General features: G+C 53.7%; 19 protein-coding genes. 8 read left to right on the top strand and 11 right to left on the bottom strand.

The features are described 5' to 3' along the window. Positions 1 to 25 precede the first annotated feature (25 nt). From U2W12_RS13510 to rapZ, 3 genes are all read left to right on the top strand, one after another. A complete protein-coding gene (locus tag U2W12_RS13510; protein ID WP_326501216.1) occupies positions 26 to 1,474 on the top strand; it encodes an RNA polymerase factor sigma-54 in 1,449 nt (482 codons plus the stop codon). Between the two features lie 40 nt (positions 1,475 to 1,514). Continuing rightward, complete coding sequence (gene raiA / locus U2W12_RS13505) at positions 1,515 to 1,802, top strand: ribosome-associated translation inhibitor RaiA (protein ID WP_326501215.1); 288 nt, start codon at positions 1,515 to 1,517, stop codon at positions 1,800 to 1,802. 91 nt (positions 1,803 to 1,893) lie between these two features. After that, complete coding sequence (gene rapZ / locus U2W12_RS13500; protein WP_326501214.1) at positions 1,894 to 2,751, top strand: RNase adapter RapZ; 858 nt, start codon at positions 1,894 to 1,896, stop codon at positions 2,749 to 2,751. On the opposite strand, the gene U2W12_RS13495 is transcribed toward rapZ, so the two are convergent. The 6 genes from U2W12_RS13495 to rluC all read right to left on the bottom strand — a co-directional run bounded on the left by U2W12_RS13495 (position 2,748) and on the right by rluC (position 7,308). After that, positions 2,748 to 3,533 (bottom strand): Mut7-C RNAse domain-containing protein, encoded by a 786-nt coding sequence (locus tag U2W12_RS13495; protein WP_326501213.1) that lies wholly within the window; start codon positions 3,531 to 3,533, stop codon positions 2,748 to 2,750. The two genes, rapZ and U2W12_RS13495, sit on opposite strands and share 4 nt — an antisense overlap. Positions 3,534 to 3,651: 118 nt before the next feature. Next, positions 3,652 to 4,329, bottom strand: a complete 678-nt coding sequence (locus U2W12_RS13490) for a response regulator transcription factor (protein ID WP_326501212.1) — start codon at positions 4,327 to 4,329, stop codon at positions 3,652 to 3,654. Positions 4,330 to 4,352: 23 nt separating this feature from the next. After that, complete coding sequence (locus U2W12_RS13485; RefSeq protein WP_326501211.1) at positions 4,353 to 4,604, bottom strand: PepSY domain-containing protein; 252 nt, start codon at positions 4,602 to 4,604, stop codon at positions 4,353 to 4,355. Positions 4,605 to 4,732: 128 nt separating this feature from the next. Further along, positions 4,733 to 5,710 carry a signal peptide peptidase SppA gene (sppA, locus tag U2W12_RS13480; protein ID WP_326501210.1) on the bottom strand — a complete coding sequence of 326 codons (978 nt, stop codon included), beginning with the start codon at positions 5,708 to 5,710 and terminating at the stop codon, positions 4,733 to 4,735. Between the two features lie 7 nt (positions 5,711 to 5,717). Further along, positions 5,718 to 6,365 (bottom strand): HAD-IA family hydrolase, encoded by a 648-nt coding sequence (locus U2W12_RS13475; protein ID WP_326501209.1) that lies wholly within the window; start codon positions 6,363 to 6,365, stop codon positions 5,718 to 5,720. Continuing rightward, positions 6,349 to 7,308, bottom strand: a complete 960-nt coding sequence (gene rluC, locus U2W12_RS13470; protein ID WP_326501208.1) for a 23S rRNA pseudouridine(955/2504/2580) synthase RluC — start codon at positions 7,306 to 7,308, stop codon at positions 6,349 to 6,351. The genes U2W12_RS13475 and rluC overlap by 17 nt, the downstream gene beginning before the upstream one ends. 525 nt (positions 7,309 to 7,833) lie before the next feature. On the opposite strand from rluC, the gene U2W12_RS13465 reads away from it, so the two are divergent. Continuing rightward, positions 7,834 to 10,080 carry an Rne/Rng family ribonuclease gene (locus U2W12_RS13465; protein ID WP_326501207.1) on the top strand — a complete coding sequence of 749 codons (2,247 nt, stop codon included), beginning with the start codon at positions 7,834 to 7,836 and terminating at the stop codon, positions 10,078 to 10,080. Between the two features lie 631 nt (positions 10,081 to 10,711). On the opposite strand, the gene mnmE is transcribed toward U2W12_RS13465, so the two are convergent. The 5 genes from mnmE to rpmH are packed head-to-tail and all read right to left on the bottom strand — an operon-like array spanning position 10,712 to position 14,507. Beyond that, a complete protein-coding gene (mnmE, locus tag U2W12_RS13460) occupies positions 10,712 to 12,058 on the bottom strand; it encodes a tRNA uridine-5-carboxymethylaminomethyl(34) synthesis GTPase MnmE (RefSeq protein ID WP_326501206.1) in 1,347 nt (448 codons plus the stop codon). Continuing rightward, a complete protein-coding gene (gene yidC, locus U2W12_RS13455) occupies positions 12,058 to 13,782 on the bottom strand; it encodes a membrane protein insertase YidC (RefSeq protein ID WP_326501205.1) in 1,725 nt (574 codons plus the stop codon). Before yidC ends, mnmE begins: the two co-directional genes overlap by 1 nt. Further along, a complete protein-coding gene (gene yidD / locus U2W12_RS13450; RefSeq protein ID WP_326501204.1) occupies positions 13,775 to 14,011 on the bottom strand; it encodes a membrane protein insertion efficiency factor YidD in 237 nt (78 codons plus the stop codon). The genes yidC and yidD overlap by 8 nt, the downstream gene beginning before the upstream one ends. Beyond that, positions 13,993 to 14,361: a ribonuclease P protein component gene (rnpA, locus tag U2W12_RS13445; RefSeq protein WP_326501203.1), complete on the bottom strand. Its 369-nt coding sequence runs from the start codon at positions 14,359 to 14,361 to the stop codon at positions 13,993 to 13,995. The genes yidD and rnpA overlap by 19 nt, the downstream gene beginning before the upstream one ends. 11 nt (positions 14,362 to 14,372) lie before the next feature. Next, on the bottom strand, positions 14,373 to 14,507 hold the full coding sequence (rpmH, locus tag U2W12_RS13440) for a 50S ribosomal protein L34 (protein WP_326501202.1): 135 nt from the start codon (positions 14,505 to 14,507) through the stop codon (positions 14,373 to 14,375). A 171-nt stretch (positions 14,508 to 14,678) separates the two neighbouring features. Between rpmH and dnaA the strand changes: the two genes are divergently transcribed. The 4 genes from dnaA to gyrB all read left to right on the top strand — a co-directional run bounded on the left by dnaA (position 14,679) and on the right by gyrB (position 20,726). Further along, a complete protein-coding gene (gene dnaA, locus U2W12_RS13435; protein WP_326501201.1) occupies positions 14,679 to 15,998 on the top strand; it encodes a chromosomal replication initiator protein DnaA in 1,320 nt (439 codons plus the stop codon). 62 nt (positions 15,999 to 16,060) lie between these two features. After that, positions 16,061 to 17,161, top strand: coding sequence for a DNA polymerase III subunit beta (gene dnaN, locus U2W12_RS13430; RefSeq protein ID WP_326501200.1), 1,101 nt, complete (start codon positions 16,061 to 16,063; stop codon positions 17,159 to 17,161). A gap of 10 nt (positions 17,162 to 17,171) precedes the next feature. Beyond that, entirely contained in the window at positions 17,172 to 18,293 is a 1,122-nt protein-coding gene (gene recF, locus U2W12_RS13425) for a DNA replication/repair protein RecF (protein WP_326501199.1), read from the top strand. Next, positions 18,294 to 20,726, top strand: a complete 2,433-nt coding sequence (gene gyrB, locus U2W12_RS13420; RefSeq protein ID WP_326501198.1) for a DNA topoisomerase (ATP-hydrolyzing) subunit B — start codon at positions 18,294 to 18,296, stop codon at positions 20,724 to 20,726. Positions 20,727 to 20,791: the final 65 nt, after the last annotated feature.

Genomic DNA, 20,791 nt, shown 5'->3' with positions numbered 1-20,791 from the left:
CACTCATTATGATAAATTCACCGTCATGAAACAGTCGCTCCATTTCAAGCTCGGCCAGCAAATGACGATGACGCCGCAATTGCAGCAAGCAATTCGTCTATTGCAAATGTCGACGCTCGATTTGCAGCAGGAAATCGAACAGGCGCTCGAATCGAACATGATGCTGGAACTCGGCGAAGACGAGCATAACCCGCAAACACTCGAACCGATACCCGAAAAAAAGATCGACACGACCGACACGGTGACCAGCGAGGGTTCGCAAACCGATATTCCCGACGAATTGCCGCTCGATTCTTCTTGGGAAGATATCTTCGACGCCACGCCCGAATGGAGTGGTAATGACAGTGCCGACGACCAGGATTTTGAAACCCAACGCAGCAAATCCTCGACCCTGCTCGATCATCTGCTGTGGCAGGTCGATCTGACCAAATTCAGCGAACGCGACCATGCGATCGCGCTCGCGATCATCGACTCGATCGATCAAGAAGGCTATCTGACCAGCCCCATAGAAGATATTTTCGAGGGCCTGCAAAGTCAGATCGACGATCTCGATTTCGACGAAGTGAATGCGGTGCTGCATCGGATTCAACATTTCGACCCACCCGGCATTGCGGCGGCCGACCTGGCCGACAGCCTGCGCCTGCAGTTGGAGCAGTTGCCCGAAGATACGCTTTACCGCGGCGATGCTTTGCGTATCGTCACTCAACACCTGGATTTGCTGGCTACACAGGAACGCAACAAACTGATGCGTAAATTGAATCTCGGCGAACAGCAACTCAGTGCCGCGGTTGCGCTGATCCGGACGCTCGACCCGAAGCCCGGCGCCAAAATCCAGGAATCCGAATCGAGTTATGTGATTCCGGATGTCTATGTGGCCAAAAAGAACGGACGCTGGCAGGTCAACCTGAATCCCGACATCGCGCCGAAACTGCGCATCAATCCGTATTATTCGGCGCTAATCAAGCGCGCGGACGACAGCAAGGACAACGTCTGCATGAAGGACCATCTGCAGGAAGCGCGCTGGTTCATCAAGAGCCTGAATAGCCGCAACGACACGCTGCTCAGGGTCGCCCGCAGCATCGTCGAAAAACAGACCGGCTTTCTCGAGCACGGCTCGATCGCGATGAAGCCGATGGTGTTGAAGGAAATTGCCGAGGAACTCGATCTGCACGAATCCACCATCTCGCGCGTGACGACCCAAAAATACATGCACACCCCGCGCGGCATCTTCGAATTCAAATATTTCTTTTCCAGCCACGTTTCGACCGAAGGCGGCGGCGAATGCTCGTCAACCGCTATCCGCGCATTCATCAAAGAATTAATCGGCAATGAAAATCCGGCAAAACCGCTCAGTGATAGTAAAATAGCCGAACTGCTACAAGAAAAGGGCATTCAGGTTGCCCGCAGGACCATTGCGAAATATCGCGAAGCGATGCTAATCGCTTCATCAAGCGAAAGAAAACGTATTATGTAGGCAGGCGCATAACAATCATTTAACAAAAGAGGAGTTTACTATGCACGTCATCGTTACCGGCCATCATCTCGAAGTTACCGACTCGCTGAAAGCGCACGTCGATTCGAAGTTTGAAAAGCTGGCCCGCCATTTTGACAACGTCACGGACGTCCACGTCATTCTGGCAGTCGAGAAATTGATCCATAAAGCTGAGGCGACCCTGCAAATCAGCGGGGCGAAATTATTCGCCGAAGACCATCAGGACGACATGTATGTCGCGATCGACAACATGGTTGACAAGTTGGATCGCCAAATCATCAAGCATAAAGAAAAGCACTTGGGACATTGATAAAGCGGTTACAGGGAACAAGGCGCAACGAGTAAGGCAAGCGCTCTAGCTTGCCCACCTTGAGCCTTGTCCCCTGAACCTTGGCCACCTCATGAAACTATTGATCGTCAGCGGACTTTCAGGCTCAGGCAAAAGCATCGCCCTCGATACTTTGGAGGACTGCGGCTATTATTGTATCGACAACCTGCCGGTCTCATTACTGGATGATTTTATCAACCATGTGATGCCGGCAGATAAAACAACTTACGGAAAGACCGCGATCGGGATCGACTCCCGCAATCCCTCGGACGATCTGCTGAATTTTTCCGAGACCATGAACCTCATTCGCAAGAAAAAAATCGATTGCGAAGTGATCTTCATGCAGGCCGATGAATCGGTGCTGCTGAAGCGTTACAGCGAAACGCGCCGTAGACATCCCTTGACCGATTTCAATACGCCGCTCAAGGAAGCCCTACGGATGGAAAAGGAACTACTGACGCCGGTCGCGCGTTATGCGAGTTTCGTGATCGACACCAGTCGAATGCATTACCATGAGTTGCGCGAACTGATCCAGAATCAGATCGGCGAGCGCGACAGCCGGCAAATCTCGCTGCAATTTCAATCTTTCGGTTTCAAGCACGGTATCCCGTTGGACGCCGATTTCGTGTTCGACGCGCGCAGCCTGCCCAATCCTTACTGGCTGCCGGAACTGCGGGGACTGACCGGCAAGGATAAGGCGGTGATCGAATTTCTCAAAAGCCAGCCCCTGGTCAATGAATTTTATCTCGACATCGTCGGTTTTCTCGAACGCTGGGTTACCCGTTTCGAAGCCGAAGGCCGCAGCTATCTGACCATCGCGGTCGGCTGCACTGGGGGTCAACACCGCTCGGTCTATCTGATCGACTCGCTCGCCAAACGCTTTCGCAGTCCGCGCCTGAACGTGATCGTCCGACACCGGGAATTGCACTAAGTCGCCGTACCGCTCAAATAGCCGGCAAAGCGCTGCCGAATGTGGTCGATATGCGAACCTTCCCAATACACCTTCCCGCAGACTTGGCAACGGTAAAAACGTTCATAATACAACCGCGTCTTCGGCGCCAATAAATCCAGAACCGCCTGCTTTTCGACCGGCTCGATCAAGCCGTTGCAAGCCGTGCAACGGCAAAATGGCCTGAGCTGATGCGCCAAATCGAAACGCTGAATCACTTCCGCGAGTTGCTGCAAAGGATCGACCGCACGCACCCAATAGCCATGTATGATCGCTTTTGCAAATAACAGCCGCCGGTCGCGGGTCAGCACGATGCGTTGCTGTTCGACTGAAATCGCGGCGATTTCCGTGTCATTCAAGGCATTCGTAAACACCGTGTCGAATCCGAACAAGCGCAACAGTTTAGCCAGCTTGCCCAGATTCACGTCGACGACAAATGCCATTCTTCGTAACGGCGCCGCGCGCAATTTGATAATCGGAGCAATATCGAAGCCCTCGAACACCGGATATACCGCAACCCGGTCCGCATTTTCGAGTTGATAGCCGAAGCCGACTGATTCACCGTTCACGAGGATCAAATCGACCTCGCTATGTGGCACCCCGAACACTTCGATCGGATCCTTGATGCCCGGATTGCCATTGAATCGGTAAATCAACGTATGCTTGCGCTGCGCCGGGCGCAAAAAATCGTTTAACTCTTCGTAAAAACGGAACTCGGCGGAATTTTCAAACCGGCAGTTTGGTTTTTGGGGAGGCTGTGTCATGGCAGGAAGTCGCGACCGTCAACGAAAACATCTACTGACAAACAGAGTGTCTGAAGCGGATGTTTTTGCGGAAAATCGCAACTGTGCTCAATTTTGCTAACGGTTCGTCGCAATCCGTTCAGGTATGTTCGACCGGAATCCGATAACCGCGCCCGCGTAGTGTTTCGATCGGTTTGCGGGTGCCGTCGGGATCGAGTTTTTTGCGCAAACGGCCGATGAATACTTCGATCACATTGCTGTCGCGGTCGAAATCCTCGTCGTAAATATGCTGAGTCAGCACTGATTTGGAGATCAGTTCGCCCTTCCTGAACATCAAATATTCGAGCACCTTGTATTCGTAGGCGGTCAGTTCGAGCTTGACGCCTGAAACGGTGACCTCCTGCGCGACCGTATCGAGTTCGATATTGTCGTGGGTCAACACCGGATGGGCCTGGCCGACCGACCTCCTGAGCAGCGCATTGATCCGGGCCAGCAGTTCTTCGTAATGAAACGGCTTGACCAGATAGTCGTCCGCGCCGGCCTCTAGGCCTTCGACCTTTTCCTGCCAGCGGCTACGCGCGGTCAGAATCAGGATCGGCACGCTGATCTTGCTTTTGCGCAGGCGCTGGATCAATTCTATCCCCGAGAAATCGGGCAGGCCGATATCGATGATCGCGGCGTCGATCGGGTATTCCTTGCCCATGAAAAAACCGTCTCGGCCCGTGTGCGCCTTATCGACCGCAAAGCCCTTGTCAGCCAGGAATTGTTGAATTTGCTCGCACAATTGTTGTTCGTCTTCAACTACCAGAATACGCATGATGGCTCCGTTTTCCTTGACGATTAACTTAGCAACGCGCCGGTTTCGGCGTCGATCCGAAAATAGCGGATGCGCCCGTCATGCGTCAGCACTTTAATCACGTGCACTTCGCGGCCGTTGATCATGAGCGTTTGCGCCCCCAGCACGCGGTGGTTGCCGCTGCCCAGCACCTGCCGAGTCGCCTGATCGAGGCTGATCCTGACCATGAATTCGTCGGCTGCTGCGCGACAGGTCAACGATGCGGATAACACCAACACTAAGATTAACTGTTTCATAAAAGTCCGGGGCCAAAGTCCGCCGACATTCCGTTCCGATCGCGCGAAGCGGAATACAGCGAACTGAAAATACTATCAATAATGGCGTAATAGCATAATCAAGCTGACTGAATAAGCCCTGAACCCGTTTATTTCAGCTCCCAATTTTGGGCTACGCTGCCGATTGCGTGGACGAATGAAGCGCCTAATTTGCCGGCCATCCGGTCAAGCAGGCTTTCCTGCTCGGTAAAATCGACCAATTTGTTGGCGCCGATAATATCTTTGGCGACAGAATCGTCATTGCCGTAGGCATCGGCGATGCCGAGTTTGACGCCTTCCTCGCCGGTCCAGATCAGGCCTGAAAATAACTCCGGCGATTCCTTCAGGCGGTTGCCGCGGCCGTCCTTGACGGCTTTGATGAACTGCTGATGCACCTGTTCGAGCAATCTTTGCATGAATTGGGTTTCATCGTCTTTGCGCGGCGAAAACGGATCGAGCATCGCCTTATGCGTGCCCGCGGTCAACACCCGCCGTTCGACACCGAATTTTTGCATCGTATCGACAAAGCCGAAGCCGTCCATGATCACGCCGATCGAGCCGATCAGGCTGGCCTGGCTGACGAAAATCTTGTCGCTGGCCGAAGCGATGTAATAGCAACCCGAGGCGCAGATGTCGCCAACGACCGCATAGATCGGCGTTTTCGGGTATTCTTTTTTGATTTTACGGATCTCTTCATAGACGTAATTCGACTGCACCGGACTGCCGCCCGGCGAATTCGCATGCAGAATCACGCCCTTGGTATTTTCGTCCTTGACCGCCTTGCGCAGGCTTTTGATGATCGTATCGGCGTTGGCGGCCTTGTCTTCCGCTATCATGCCGACCACATCGATTACCGCGGTATGCTCCTTGTCTCCGCTGCCGATGTCCTTTTTCAACGACGGAAACACTGCGATGCCAATCAGCACGGTCAGATATAAAAAGCTCGCGGATTTAAAAACGATACCCCAGCGGCGCGCCTTGGCCTGCTCTTCGATCGCTGCCAGCGCGACTTTTTCGATTACGGCGCGCTCCCAGCCCGTATCGCCGGTTGGACTCGCGCTTGGTTTGTCTTGTTGATTTTCGCTCATGGTTACCTCAAATGATGGTCAGCAGCTCGGCCGGTTGCTGTAAGCATAGCAACGGCCGATATTGTTGCAGTATTTCTTCGGAATGGGCGCCGCAGCAAACGCCGATCGCAGATATTTGGGCATTTTGCGCCATTTGCAAGTCGTGGATCGAATCGCCGATCATCAGCGCCCGCTCGGGCGCCACATCGACCTGACTGATGATTTCCAACAGCATAAGAGGATCGGGTTTGGACGCGGTTTCGTCCGCCGCGCGGGTAATACAAAAAAGCTCTTCGGTGCCGGTCGCCTGCAGCGCTTTTTGCAAGCCGGCTCGCGTCTTACCGGTCGCTACCGCCAGGCGATAGCCCGCGCCGTTCAGTTCCTCCAGCATTTCTCGAACTCCCGCGAACAAGTCGTCGGGCCCTAAGTGTCTGGACGCATATTCTTGACTGTAACGGCGCACCAATTGTTCCCGAAGCTCAGGGCCGGCGTCGGGAAACAACGTGTCCATCGCGCGAATGATGCTCAGACCAATTACATCCTTGGCGGCCTCGGGCGTCGGAATTGGGCAGCCGAGCTGCCCGGCGGCGGTCTGCATGCAATGCACGATCCAGCCGATCGAGTCCATCAGCGTGCCGTCCCAATCGAAAATCAATAAATCAAACCGGTTCTTCATGGTCCAGCAAGCCCTGCAATTGCGGCGGCAAAGGCGCCTCGAATGTGATCGTTTTTCCGGTGGCGGGATGTTCAAGAGTCAGTTCCCGCGCGTGCAGAAACATCCTTTTATATCCCTTGCCGTAAAACGTTTTGTTCACGTCGGCCAAGCCATAGCGTTCGTCGCCGACAATCGGATGTCCGAGCCAGGCCGCATGCACCCGGATTTGATGCGTGCGGCCGGTTTTCGGCGATGCCTCGACCAAGGTTGCATTTTTGAACAATTTGATTCGTCTGAACAGAGTTTCTGCCTCCTTGCCGGCCTGACTGACCACCACGATACGTTCGCCGCCTTTGTTGACATTTTTGAGCAGCGGCGCATTCACGAGCATTTTTTTGCGCGCCCATTGCCCCGCCAGCAGCGCCAGATAGGTCTTGTGCACATGATCGTCGCGGAACAATTCGTGTAATCTGCGTAAGGCGCTGCGCTTTTTCGCGATGATCAGGCAGCCGGAGGTGTCCCGGTCGAGCCGGTGCACCAGTTCCAGAAACGTGGCCTCGGGCCGGAGCCGCCGGAGTCCCTCGATGATACCCGAGTCGATGCCGCTGCCGCCATGCACCGGGAACCCCGCCGGCTTATTGATCACCAGGAAGCCTTCGTCTTCGTACAGGATGCCGTTTTGCAGCACGTCCCGCAACGTTTGCGGCACGAAGGCCTGCTCGGTTTTTTCGGCGACCCTGACCGGCGGAATTCTGACGATGTCGCCGGTCATCAGCCGGTAATTCACATCGACGCGGCCCTTGTTGACCCGCACCTCGCCTTTACGGACAATTCGATAAATGCGGCTTTTCGGTACGCCTTTCAGGCGCGTCAGTAAAAAATTGTCGAGGCGCTGATCGTTGTTATCTTCGGTGATTTCGATCAGTTGAACGGCGGGTGATGCGGTTGCGGAGTCTGCTTTCATGCGTTAAATGATACCAGCATCACGGCCGGATTGATTGTTTAAATTGATGTGAAGCGATAAGGTTGTTATATTACACTGGCTATAGTATAAGAACTTCCTTTTCCCGGCGGATTTTTCTTAAGTAAACCCGCCCCGAACCGCCATCAACACGGTCAGCCAAGGGCACAAGTCATTGACGGCGAAGAATTTGTGGGTATTAAGCCCGACGAATAACAACAATTATTAAAAAGAACGATTGATAACACCTGTTGAAGACAGAGTTTACCACCAAGAAGATTGAAAAAGCATGTCAACCGTTTAGCATGAGGCGCTCTTAAATCCGGCAAATCTTTTTGCCCGCGGAAAGACTGGTTGAGATGCCAATACCAGTCCCGCGATAAGCCCCACAATGCCAAGCAAATCACGTTGGAGGCCGCTAACGCCCAGGATTCGATGCGTTTCGCCGAGCCGGACCAGCTAAAGGACAGCGTTAAGTCTACAAGAGTAAAATCTGACCAAGGAGCAGGATATAAACAAGGATACAAAATGAAAAGAATGCTTATCAATGCCACGCAGGCGGAAGAATTGCGGGTAGCTTTGGTAGATGGTCAAAAGTTATATGATTTTGACATAGAGGTTCCGTCCAAAGAACAGAAAAAATCGAATATATACAAAGGCATTATCACGCGGGTCGAACCGAGCCTTGAAGCGGCTTTCGTAAACTATGGCGCGGATAAACACGGCTTTTTGCCGTTCAAGGAAATCGTGCCGGCTTACCGTCAAAGCCAGGACGAGGGCGAAAGCGAAGGCGGACGCAAGTCTATCAAGAATCAGTTAAAGGAAGGCCAGGAAATCCTGGTGCAGATCGAAAAGGAAGAACGCGGCAACAAAGGCGCCGCGCTGACCACCTATATTAGTCTGGCCGGCACCTATTTGGTACTGATGCCGAACAATCCGAAGGCCGGCGGCATCTCCCGCCGCATCGAAGGCGACACCCGCAGCGAACTGCGCGAGGTGATGGCCGCGCTCGAAATTCCGGACAGCATGGGCCTGATCGTACGCACGGCCGGCTGCGGCAAAAATGCCGAGGAACTGCAATGGGACTTGAACTACCTGATGCAGTTGTGGGAAGCGATCGAGCGCTCTTCGACCGAGCAGGCCGCGCCTTTCCTCGTTTTCCAGGAAAGCAACGTAATCATTCGCGCGCTGCGCGACCATTTGCGCGGCAATATCGACGAAATACTGATCGATAACGAGGAATCGTTCCACCTGGTCAAAAACTTCCTGAAACAGGTGATGCCGCATTTCCTGCCCAAGGCCAAACTCTACCAGGATTCGGTGCCGCTGTTCAGCCGTTATCAGATCGAATCGCAGATCGAACTCGCCTACGGCCGCGAAGTGCCGCTGCCGTCCGGCGGCGCGCTGGTGATCGACCATACCGAGGCGTTGACCTCGATCGACATCAACTCGGCGCGCGCGACCAAGGGCAGCGACATTGAGGAAACCGCGCTGAACACCAATCTCGAAGCTTGCGACGAAATCGCCCGCCAATTGCGGCTGCGCGACTCGGGAGGCCTGTTCGTGATCGACTTTATCGACATGATGTCCAGCAAGAACCAGCGCGCGGTCGAAAATCGCCTGCGCGACGCCCTGAAGATCGACCGCGCCCGTATCCAGACCGGCCGCATTTCACGCTTCGGTTTACTCGAAATGTCGCGGCAGCGAATGCGTCCGTCGCTTGGCGATTCGACCCAATTGCCGTGCCCGCGTTGCAAGGGCCAGGGCACGATCCGCAATGTCGAATCGGTCGCCCTATCGGTGCTGCGTATCATCGAAGAAGAAGCTATGAAGAAAGGCACCGAAAAGGTCATCGCGCATCTGCCGATCGACTGTGCGACCTTTTTACTGAATGAAAAGCGCAACAACATCGAGCAGATCGAAAACCGGCTGAAAGTCGATATCATCGTTCTGCCCAGCAAACATCTGGAAACGCCGGCTTACGATATCGAACGGATCAAGGAGAAAGACGCTCCGGAAGAAAAATCCAGCTATCAGCAAATCAAGGCCGAGGAAATCGCGATTCCGGAATTCGCGCAACAGGAAAGACAGCGTGTCGAAAAAGCCGCGATCAAGGAGTTCCTTCCCGACTCCCCGGCGCCGATGCAGAACCGGAGCGAGGCCGCCAGCCTGATCAAGCGCTTTTGGCACAAATTGGTCGGTCCACCGAAAGAACCGGTCGAGGAGCCCAAGGAGAAACCGGCGCAAACGGCCGAGAAAAGCAAACCGGCAAGGCACGACAGGAACAAAAAGAGACAAGGCAAGGAGCAGCACGCGGGTAAGCAGGAAGCGCGTCCGCCACGTCCTCCGCGCGATCAACAGCAACAGAAACCGGCGGCCGAGCGTCAGCCTAAACTGCCTGCTCCGGTAGTGGAACCTGGCGAGCAGCCGGCTGAAATCCGCGTTGCGGCACTTGAAACAGAAGCTCAAATGGCTGATGCGCCCGCTACAGATGGCGAGCAAAAAAAGCCATTCAACGGCAAGCGCCGCGGACCGCGCCGCCGCTCAAGACATTCCGGCAACAGACGGCAGGAAGCAAGTTCCTCCGGCGAAACCGGCACCGACTCCGGAGGCCAGCAGGAAGCGTCGGCTTATGCGAACGATACTGCGCAAACCCAGAGCGGCGAGTCGCATCAGGAGCACACGGCAAAACCGGAACGCCAACAGCGTCCCGAAGCCGAATCGAGGCCTGTTGCGGTAGAAAACGTTCACTACGAATCGGACGGCGATTCCTGATTCTTGATATGGCGGGTTTTTAACCCGCCATTCTTTTCGGAAGGTGATCTCGATTATGCCGCCGAGTTTTTTCGCCGAAATCGAGGCAATAATGCCGCTCCTCCTACGCAATGGCAGGCAGTTCATGTCAGAGTTGATGTGCCGGATGGTCCTTCCAGAATCGCCCGGCGCTTGTCTGCTTTTTACGTCGGCGGCACACAATTCTTCCCTATGGTCCGCCGCTACCAAACGAGATGTATGCTATGAGACGACAATTCTCAGGTTTTGGCGTCTGTTGGAGAGCCATCAGTTGGCACAAACTGTTCGCTGAAACGTCGGCGCTGTTGGCCGACAAAGGCTTGTTGTTGCGGTAAGGGACGATCGTCGATGCCGCTTTGATCGCCGCACACCGCCCGCGCCAAGAATCGAAAACGCAACCGATGCCCGAATCGGGCGCATACAGTCGAGACCACCACGGCGAAGTTGGCTGATGGGTTGATGACCGATGCCTTGCCGCACGGCGAAGAACCGGTCGTGTTGGAGGCGATCGCGCCTATGCCGGCCTATCAGAAACTTAATACTGAGTCTTGAGACAAGGTTCTGCAGCGCCCTCCCTTCGCTAGAAGCACCCAGACTATATTGTCGCTTGAGATTATTTGCCTATACAAAAGCTCGAAAAGATTTTGCCCAGTAAATCATCGGACGTAAATTGCCCGGTGATTTCAGCCAGCTCGTTTTGCGCCTGTCTCAGGTCTTCGGCGACCAGTTCGCCGGCGTGGTTGTTTTGCAGTTGATAGAGCGCGCTGGCGACGAAGGCGTGGCCCTGGCTGAGCGCTTCGAGGTGGCGGCGGCGGGCGATGAAGACGTGTTCTGCCCTGTCGTTGAAGCCAACGCTTTGCTTGAGGTGGCGGGACAGGAGATCCATGCCCGCGCCGGTTTTGATCGACAGATAAATTTGCGTGCCGATTGTGGTTTCAATCATTTCCGGCGCACGGCCGAGCAGATCGATCTTATTATAGACTTCGGTGATCGAAATATTGCCGGGCAGACTTTGCCGGAGCGCTTCGATGTCCCTTTCTTGGACGTCGATCAATAAGAGGATCAGATCGGCCTTGCGGATTTCGGCGTGGGCGCGGCGGATGCCTTCCTGCTCGACTGGGTTGTCGCTGTCCCGAAGCCCCGCGGTGTCGATGATGTGCAGCGGCATGCCATCCAGTTGAATCCTTTCGCGCAGCACGTCGCGGGTAGTGCCGGCGATGTCGGTCACGATCGCAGCCTCGAAACCGGCCAATGCATTCAACAGGCTCGATTTGCCGGCGTTCGGTTTGCCGGCCAGCACGACGGTCATGCCGTCGCGGAGAAGGCGCCCCTGTTTGGCCGTTTGCTGGATTTGCTCGATGCGGCCGAGCAAAGCGAGGATGCGGTTTTCGACGACGCCGTCGCTCAGAAAATCGATTTCTTCCTCGACGAAATCAATCGCAGCCTCGACATAGGTGCGCAGTTCCGTCAGCTCTTGCACCAAATCGTTGATCAGTATCGAAAAAACGCCCTGCATCGACATTTGCGCGGAACGCGCCGATTGTTCGGTACTGCTTTCGATCAGGTCGGCGACCGCTTCGGCCTGAGCCAGATCGAGTTTGTTGTTCAGAAATGCGCGTTCGGTGAATTCGCCCGGACCGGCAATCCGTGCGCCGAGCGATAGCACGCGGCGCAGCACCATGTCGAGCACGACCGAGCCGCCGTGGCCCTGTAACTCAAGCACGTCTTCGCCGGTATAAGAGGCAGGCCCCGGAAAATACAACGCGATGCCGGAATCGATCAGGGTACGGTCGGCATCCAGGAAAGGGGTGTATTGCGCCAGTCTCGGCGTCGGAGGTTTGGCGAGCAGTTGTTCGGCAATCTCGGTGACGAGACTGCCGGAAATTCGAACGATACCGACACCGCCGTTGCCCGGCGGTGTCGCAATTGCTGCGATGGTATCTTTAAAATCGATCTGCACTAAGACGCGAGTCCGGCTTTTTCGATTTGTTTGCTGATGTACATTTGCTGGCAGATCGACAAGGTGTTGTTGACCACCCAGTACAGTACCAGTCCTGCCGGGAAGAACAGGAAGAAGATCGTGAAGATGATCGGGAACATCTTGATGACTTTCGCCTGCACCGGATCGACCGGAGTCGGATTCAAGCCCTGCTGGATTTTCATCGTGACGCCCATGATCAACGGCAGGATGTAGAACGGATCTTGCACCGACAAATCCTGCAGCCAAAGCGCGAACGGCGCCTGACGGAATTCAACCGTTTCGCCAAGCACCCAATACAGACACATGAACACCGGAATCTGCAACAGCATCGGCAAACAGCCGCCGAGCGGGTTGACCTGCTCCTTTTTGTACAGAGCCATCATTTCCTGGTTCAGGCGCATGCGGTCGTCGGCGAAACGCTCCTGCAATTCTTTCAGGCGCGGCTGAACCTTGCGCATTTTCGCCATCGAACGGAAACTTGCCTGCGTCAGCGGAAACATCAGCAGTTTGATGCAGAATGTCACACCGATGATCGCAAGCCCCCAGTTGCGGGTGAAATTGTGGATATGATTCAACAAGGCGTAAATCGGTTTGCCGATGAAAGTCAGCACACTGTAATCGACGGTCAATTCCAAGCCTTTGGCGACCTTCTCCATCAGCGGCTGAATTTTCGGGCCGGCAAACAAACTCGCGGTCAGGTTTACCGAACCGTTTGCAGGCACGGTCACTGTCGGCGAGTACGAACCAATTACATAACGGTCGTCTTGCTGCAACCATTTGGTATAGAAATGATTGTCCTGATCGGCCGGAGGAATCCAGGCGGATGCGAAATAATGCTGAATGAACGCAGCCCAACCGCCTTTGGTGTTGGTATCAAGCACCTCTTCGCGCATGTCGTCGAAATCGATCTTTTTGTATTTATCTTTTTCGGTGTAGATCACACCGCCATTGTAGGCGCGCATGCCGCCCAGCGCACTCCCGCTGCTTTGTTTTTCAGGCGTTCTGAGCAGTTGGCTGTACTGTCTGCCGCTCCAGGGTTTGGCGGATGCGTTGTCGATTTTTTGCGCGAGTTTAATTTCGTAGCTGCCGCGCGTAACCGTAAACGCCTTGGTCACTGTCAGTCCGCTGTTGTCGGTCCAGGTTAGCGGCACGGTCAGGCTATCCTGGCCGTCTTGCAGCGTGTAGCTGTCTTGGCTGCTTGCAAACACGGTGTAATGGTTCGGCGCCGAAACGGAGCCCTCGCTTGAGATCAAGCCGCTTTGCGCGATAAAAATTTTATCCTGTTCGGCGTTGAAGATGCGCACCGGATTACGGTCGATCGTTTCAGGTTCGAAGCCGGCCATTCGGCGCACTGCGTCGACGACCGTATTGCTTTGCTGAACCGGATAAGCAAGCAAATCGAGATTTTGAATGGTGCCGCCCGCCAGGTCGATTTCGAGCGCTAGCACGTCGGTTTTGATTTTGACGGTTTTGGAAGCAGACGCACTCGCCGACGCAGCAACGTTAGCCTGTACCGGAGTACTGGCAGCCGCCTGTTCAGGCATGCCGCTTGCGGTAGGCAAGTCTTCCTTTATGTTCGTCGCGGCGCTCTCTATTGCCGCAGGAACGGGCGGCTTCGGGCCGTAATCGATCTGCCATTGCTGGTATAACATGAAGACCAGCAGGCCAAAGCTAAAGATGAGAAGAAATCTTATATTATCCATTCTTATTATTACCAAATTTTTCCGGGACAAGATCGATGCCGCCCTCGTGGAAAGGGTGGCATTTCAATAATCTTCGCAGGGTGAGGTAGGAACCAGCCATGAAACCGTGGAGCCGGAGCGCTTCGATGGCATAAGTTGAACAGCTTGGATAAAACCGGCAGTGGTTTCCAAGCAGGGGACTTATGAAGTATTTGTAAAACCTGATGACCGCTATGAGCACGAAGCGCATCGGGATACCAGTCTTGACCAATGCTTTTCCAGGGAATGACTTAATGTCTCCACAGGCGCGTCGACCGCTTCCTTACGCGCCAGCACCACAATATCCATACTGCCCAAACTATGCTGCCGCATTCTGAAATTTTCCCTGACAGCCCGTTTGATCGCGTTCCGGTGCACGGCCTTTTTAATTTGTTTCTTGGCGATTGCCAAACCCAGCCGAGGATGATCGAGGCCATTCCTGATGGCTAATAAGGTAAAATATTGATCGCCGGATTTTACCGGTTTGGCAAAAACTTTTTTGTAATCATCCGGCTTGTTCAGACGTAACTCTGAAGGAAAATTTAAACTGTTCTCAGCCACCCTGTTGCCGACTACACTGTCAATTTGGCGCGGCCTTTCGCTCTACGCGCGTTCAATACTTTGCGGCCACCGACGGTCGCCATTCTGGCACGAAAACCATGGGTTCTTGCGCGTTTCAATTTACTAGGTTGGTATGTTCTTTTCATTGGTGTTGCCCGATTGAAATAATTTTAAGAAAAACAGATAAAAAAGCCTCAGGATGATAGAATAATCCGCTTAACCTGTCAATTCCATTATGCTTTAGTTTTTATTGCGTATCAAAATGACAGGTCTCCGCCCTATTTGTTTTACACACCTTATCTTATCAATAAACCCTCATGAGTTCGATTTGGAGCAACTGTCTCGCCAAGCTGGAAAACGAAATTTCCAGTTCCGACTTCAGCACCTGGATTCGGCCGTTGCAGGCCGTCGAGAGCCAAGGACGGATCAGATTGTTAGCACCTAACCGTTTTGTACTGGATTGGGTTAAGGAGCATCATTTCGCGAAGATCGAGGAAACCATCCATCAATTCGCGGAAGGTTCGCTGATATTGGACCTCGAAATCGGCTCCAAAAAACCGGAAGCGCCGCCAGCCGCAATCAAAACCCTGCACCCCGCAGAAGCCAAAAAGCAGCAGCCCAATTTTTTGAACAAGGCGTTTACCTTCGGCAACTTTGTCGAGGGCAAATCGAATCAACTCGCGCGCGCGGCTTCGATCCAGGTTTCCGAGAATATCGGCAAAGCCTACAATCCGCTGTTGATCTATGGCAGCTCGGGCCTCGGCAAGACGCACATGATGCACGCGATCGGCAATGCGGTGCTGCAAAAAAATCCGACCGCATCGATCGTTTACCTGCATTCGGAAAAATTTGTGCAGGACATGGTCAAAGCGCTGCAACAAAATCAGATCAACAGTTTTAAAGAATATTACCGCGGCCTCGATGTGCTGCTGATCGACGACATTCAGTTTTTTGCCGGTAAGGAACGCTCGCAGGAAGAGTTTTTTCATACCTTCAACACCCTGCTCGAAAAGAGGCATCAAGTGGTGTTGACCTGCGACAAATACCCGAAAGAAATCGACGGCCTGGAAGACCGTTTGAAATCGCGTTTCGGTTGGGGGCTACCGGTGTCGATCGAGCCGCCCGACATGGAAACACGCGCCGCGATCCTAATGAAAAAAGCCGATCTCGCGCATGTCGAGTTGCCGCAGGAAGTCGCATTTTTCATCGCGAAACGGATTCCGTCCAATGTGCGCGATCTGGAAGGCGCATTGCGGCGAGTGATTGCGAATGCGCAATTCACCGGCCAAAAAATCACGGTCGATTTTACCAAGGAAGCATTGCACGATCTGATTTCCTTGCAAGATAAGCTGGTCAATATCGACAACATTCAAAAAACGGTCGCTGATTATTACAAGATCCGGATTGCGGATCTTTCCTCTAAAAATCGACGCCAATCCGTTACCCGGCCCCGGCAAATCGCGATGAGTCTCGCGCGCGAGTTGACTTCGCACAGCCTGCCCGAAATCGGCGACGCTTTCGGCGGACGCGATCATACGACCGTAATCAATGCCTGCAAACGGATCGTCGAACTGAAAGAATCGGACGTAAAAGTCGCAGAGGATTATGCGAATCTTTTACGATCCTTGTCGCATTGATCCGCGCTATCGATCGGTCCATGTTTAGCTTGTAGATTTTTACTATTGCCTTTTATTTGCCTATGAAATTCAGTATCAATCGAGACACCCTGCTGCCCCCTTTGCAGCAAATCGTCAGCGTGATCGAAAAAAAGCAAACAATGCCGATCCTGTCGAACGTGTTGATGGTGATCGACGCGGACACCCTGACCATGACCGGCACGGACCTTGAAATTCAAATCGTCGCCAGACTGGCCGTGATTGGCGCCAAGCCCGGTGCTATCACACTGCCCGCTCGTAAATTTCTTGATATTTGCCGCTTGCTGCCGCCGAATACCGAGATACGCATCGACCAACATGACGACATGGTTAAACTGGCCACGTCGCGCAGCCGCTTTTCATTGTCCTGCCTGCCCGCCGAAAATTATCCCGAATTCGCCGAATCGCAGATGGAGAATAGTTTTTTGATCAGCGCCGGCAAGTTAAAAAAAGCGCTAGACAAAACGATGTTCTGCATGGCCAACCAGGATGTTCGCTACTACCTGAACGGGCTGTTGCTGCACATCTCGAACAATGCACTCAAACTGGTCGCTTCGGATGGCCACCGCCTGGCGATTTATGAAGACGAACTGGAAACGCCGACCGGCCTCGAAGCGCGCATCATCGTGCCGCGCAAAGGCGTACAGGAATTGTCGCGTCTGCTCGACGATAGCGACACCCCGTTGCAGGTCAGTTTTTCGAGCAATCATATCAAGGTCGAAGTGCATAACACCGTGTTTTCTGCGAAACTGGTCGATTCCAAATATCCCGATTTCGGCAAGGTTTTCCAACAAGCCTTCCTTCCCTCGCTTTCGATTCAAAAGCCGTTGCTCCGCGACGCGCTAACCCGCGTCGCAATTTTGGCCAATGAAAAATTTCGCGGCGTCACCTTTCGTTTTGCCGCGGACCTACTCCATATCAGCGCGCATAACCCCGAACATGAGGAAGCCGAAGAAGAGTTGCCGATCACCTACAGCGGCGACGAGTTCAACATTTCGTTCAATGCGCAATACATGCTTGATGCGGTTTCGAATCTCGATGCTGATACCGCGGAATTGACGATCGCGTCAAACCTGAGCAGTTGCTTTATCAACGAACCGGAGCAACAGACTTATAAGTTTATCGTGATGCCGATGCGGTTATGATCAGCGCGCAATGACTTTATCAAGACTGGATATTGCTTCGGTCAGAAATATCCAACAAGCCACTCTTTATCCCGCGCCTGCACTCAATTTCATCTATGGCGCCAACGCCTCCGGCAAAAGCGCCCTGCTGGAGGCCATTTTTCTTCTCGGCCGCGCCAGATCGTTCCGTTCCTCTTCAATTAAACCCGTCATCCATTTTTCGCACGATCATTTGATGGTCACTGCGCAAACCGTCTTCACCAGCGGTGCGCATCAGCACGTCGGCGTCAAGCTCGACACCAAGACTTGCGACATCCGGATCAATCAGCAGACGATGCCGAACAAGTCGAGCCTCGCCTATGCCTTGCCGCTGCAATTGATCTACCCGAAAAGCTATGAATTACTGGATGGTAGCCCACAGGCGCGCCGAGAGTTTCTGGACTGGGGAGTTTTTCATCACGATCCGGCCTTTTTGCCGGCTTGGCGCAATTATAAAAAGGTACTCGCGCAGCGCAATGCCTTGTTGAAAAACCGGCAATCCGAACACCTGAAAGTATGGAGCCAGGAGTTAGCGTATTACGGTACAATAGTCACCGATTGCCGGCGCCGCTATCTGGAGATTTTTTCGCCTGTTTTTCAAAGCATCGCCGGCCAACTGCTGGAACTTCCGGCGGTCGCGATGTCTTTGTCGCCCGGTTGGGACAACTCTGAATCCTTGCTGCAAATCTTGACCGAAGACGCCGAAAAGGACTTGCGTTACGGCTTCACGCAGAACGGCCCCCACCGCGCCGATTTAATGTTGACTCTTGATCGCCTGCCCGCCCGGGATATTGTTTCACGCGGCCAGTTGAAACTGCTGGTCATCAGCCTGAAGCTCGCGCAGGTACAACTATTAAACTTAAATGAACAAGACTCGACTTGCATACTCTTCGATGATTTCGCAGCGGAACTCGATGTGGCGAATCGCGCGAAGGTATTGCGCTATATATCCAACATGCAGTGTCAAGCATTCCTTACCGCAACGTCGCCAATAGATTTTGGCGATTTGCCCAACATAGATAACTACAAAATGTTCCATGTGGAACATGGCGAAATCAATCCGGTGGATTGTTCCATGTGGAACATTAAAAACACGTCAGAAGCAGGTACATAAATGAGCCAAGAAAACGATCAGGAAAACAATAAAGATCACTATGACAGCACCAATATTCAGGTACTGAAGGGACTTGATGCGGTCAGAAAACGCCCGGGCATGTACATCGGCGACACCGATGACGGCACCGGGCTGCATCATATGGTTTTCGAAGTCGTGGACAACTCGATCGACGAGGCGTTGGCGGGATATTGCAAGGAAGTGCATGTAATCATTCACAACAACGGCTATGTCTCGGTCAAGGATGACGGCCGCGGCATCCCTGTCGATATTCATGAAGAAGAAGGCCGTTCAGCCGCCGAAGTAATCATGACCGTGCTGCACGCAGGCGGTAAGTTTGACGATAACGCCTACAAGGTCTCTGGAGGCCTGCACGGGGTCGGTGTTTCAGTCGTGAACGCACTATCCGAAGAGTTGGAGCTCGAAGTTCGCAAGAACGGCAAGCTGCACAAACAAACCTATAAGATGGGCGAGCCTGTCGCACCGCTGGCAGCGGTCGGCCCTGCGGAGGGCACCGGCACCAAGATAAAATTCAAGCCAAGTGCACTGACCTTTACCGATGTCGAGTTTCATTACGACATCCTCGCCAAACGCCTGCGCGAACTGTCATTCCTGAATTCCGGCGTGCGCATCATCCTCGAGGATGAACGCACCGACAAGCGCGATGTGTTTGAGTTCGAAGGCGGCATCTCGGCCTTTGTCGAGCACCTGAACAAAAACAAAACCCCGCTGTTCCCAGAGGTTTTTCATTTCGTAACCGAAAAGGACGGCGTGACGGTCGAGGTCGCGATGCAATGGAACGATTCGTATCAGGAAAACGTATTCTGCTACACGAACAACATCCCGCAACGCGACGGCGGCAGCCATCTGGCCGGATTTCGCGGCGCGCTGACCCGCACAATCAATCAATACATCGAAACCAGCGGACTCGCGAAAAAGGAAAAGGTCGCGACGACCGGCGACGACGCCCGCGAAGGCCTGACCGCGGTCTTGTCAGTGAAGGTGCCGGACCCGAAGTTTTCCTCGCAAACGAAGGACAAACTGGTCTCCTCCGAAGTCAAGCCGATCGTCGAATCGGCGATGAACGAGAAATTGCAGGAATTCCTGCTCGAAAACCCGCAAATCGCCAAAACCATTTCGATGAAGATCGTCGATGCGGCGCGCGCACGCGAAGCGGCGCGCAAAGCCCGCGAAATGACGCGCCGTAAAACCACGCTGGACATCGCGGGACTGCCGGGAAAACTGGCCGACTGCCAGGAAAAAGATCCGGCCCTGTCCGAACTGTTCCTCGTCGAAGGGGATTCCGCGGGCGGCTCCGCCAAACAGGGCCGCGACCGCCGCACCCAGGCGATCCTGCCTTTGAAAGGCAAGATTTTGAACGTCGAGAAGGCCCGTTTCGACAAGATGATCTCCTCCGAGGAAGTCGGCACCTTGATCACCGCGCTCGGCTGCGGCATCGGCAAGGAAGAATACAACCTGGACAAGTTGCGCTACCACCGCATCATCATCATGACCGATGCGGACGTGGACGGCTCGCACATCCGTACCCTGCTGCTGACCTTTTTCTACCGGCAACTGCCCGAGATCGTCGAAAAAGGCTACATCTACATCGCCCAGCCGCCACTGTACAAGGTCAAGAAAGGCAAGCAGGAGCATTATGTGAAGGATGATGCCAATTTGAATGAATACCTGATTCAACAGGCCTTGGACAAGGCGCAATTGTTCACCAGCGAAGACGCGCCGCCGATTCAGGGCCAGGGCCTCGAAAAACTGGCGCAGGAATTCACCGAAGTCACGCGCACGATCGACCGCTTGGCCAGACGCTACGACAGCGGCTTCCTGGAGCAATTGACGCTGATGGAAGTCGTGGACGAGCCCCTGCTGCAGGATAAGGACGCCTTGCACGCCTGGCTGATGAAAGTGCAGAACGATCTAACGTCAGCAGGCGACAAAACCATCTATTCGATCGAATTGGAGTACCGGCACGAGCAGGATTTCGTGATTACAGTCGATAAGCGCCGTCACGGCAACAACAAGCAATTCGTGCTGCCGGCCAGCTTTTTCAACGGCAAGGACTATCAAAGGATCGCACACTACGCGCAATTGACCGCCGGCATGTTCAACGCCTCGTCCTACATGCAGATGGGCGAAAAAAAGCAGCCGGTCACGAACTTCAAGCAAGCCTTCGACTGGATGATGCGGGAAATCAAAAAAGGCCAGCACATCCAGCGCTACAAAGGTCTCGGCGAGATGAACCCCGAACAACTCTGGGAAACCACGCTCGATGCGAACAACCGCCGCTTATTGCAGGTTAGAATCGAAGACGCGATCGCGGCCGATGAAATCTTCACGACCCTGATGGGCGATGTGGTCGAGCCGCGCCGGGATTTTATCGTGAAGAATGCGCTGGATGTGGCGAATCTGGACGTCTAGCCCTTTTGTCGTGTCAGACTCATAATTTATGAAATGAATCTCACAATTGTGAAATGAGATCTCAT

The organism is Methylomicrobium sp. Wu6, assembly GCF_035916875.1.
In the GTDB taxonomy this organism is placed as follows: Bacteria; Pseudomonadota; Gammaproteobacteria; order Methylococcales; family Methylomonadaceae; genus Methylomicrobium.
This window is presented reverse-complemented; position numbering and strand designations above follow the sequence as displayed.

Excerpts from the sequence above, each read along its gene's own strand:
- yidC (WP_326501205.1), bottom strand. The coding sequence starts at position 13,782 with ATGGATAATATAAGATTTCTTCTCATCTTTAGCTTTGGCCTGCTGGTC.
- U2W12_RS13510 (WP_326501216.1), top strand. The coding sequence starts at position 26 with ATGAAACAGTCGCTCCATTTCAAGCTCGGCCAGCAAATGACGATGACG.
- U2W12_RS13495 (WP_326501213.1), bottom strand. The coding sequence starts at position 3,533 with ATGACACAGCCTCCCCAAAAACCAAACTGCCGGTTTGAAAATTCCGCC.
- rluC (WP_326501208.1), bottom strand. The coding sequence starts at position 7,308 with ATGAAAGCAGACTCCGCAACCGCATCACCCGCCGTTCAACTGATCGAA.
- rpmH (WP_326501202.1), bottom strand. The coding sequence starts at position 14,507 with ATGAAAAGAACATACCAACCTAGTAAATTGAAACGCGCAAGAACCCAT.
- rapZ (WP_326501214.1), top strand. The coding sequence starts at position 1,894 with ATGAAACTATTGATCGTCAGCGGACTTTCAGGCTCAGGCAAAAGCATC.
- dnaA (WP_326501201.1), top strand. The coding sequence starts at position 14,679 with ATGAGTTCGATTTGGAGCAACTGTCTCGCCAAGCTGGAAAACGAAATT.
- U2W12_RS13485 (WP_326501211.1), bottom strand. The coding sequence starts at position 4,604 with ATGAAACAGTTAATCTTAGTGTTGGTGTTATCCGCATCGTTGACCTGT.
- U2W12_RS13475 (WP_326501209.1), bottom strand. The coding sequence starts at position 6,365 with ATGAAGAACCGGTTTGATTTATTGATTTTCGATTGGGACGGCACGCTG.
- gyrB (WP_326501198.1), top strand. The coding sequence starts at position 18,294 with ATGAGCCAAGAAAACGATCAGGAAAACAATAAAGATCACTATGACAGC.
- sppA (WP_326501210.1), bottom strand. The coding sequence starts at position 5,710 with ATGAGCGAAAATCAACAAGACAAACCAAGCGCGAGTCCAACCGGCGAT.
- U2W12_RS13465 (WP_326501207.1), top strand. The coding sequence starts at position 7,834 with ATGAAAAGAATGCTTATCAATGCCACGCAGGCGGAAGAATTGCGGGTA.
- U2W12_RS13490 (WP_326501212.1), bottom strand. The coding sequence starts at position 4,329 with ATGCGTATTCTGGTAGTTGAAGACGAACAACAATTGTGCGAGCAAATT.
- dnaN (WP_326501200.1), top strand. The coding sequence starts at position 16,061 with ATGAAATTCAGTATCAATCGAGACACCCTGCTGCCCCCTTTGCAGCAA.
- yidD (WP_326501204.1), bottom strand. The coding sequence starts at position 14,011 with ATGCGCTTCGTGCTCATAGCGGTCATCAGGTTTTACAAATACTTCATA.
- raiA (WP_326501215.1), top strand. The coding sequence starts at position 1,515 with ATGCACGTCATCGTTACCGGCCATCATCTCGAAGTTACCGACTCGCTG.
- recF (WP_326501199.1), top strand. The coding sequence starts at position 17,172 with ATGACTTTATCAAGACTGGATATTGCTTCGGTCAGAAATATCCAACAA.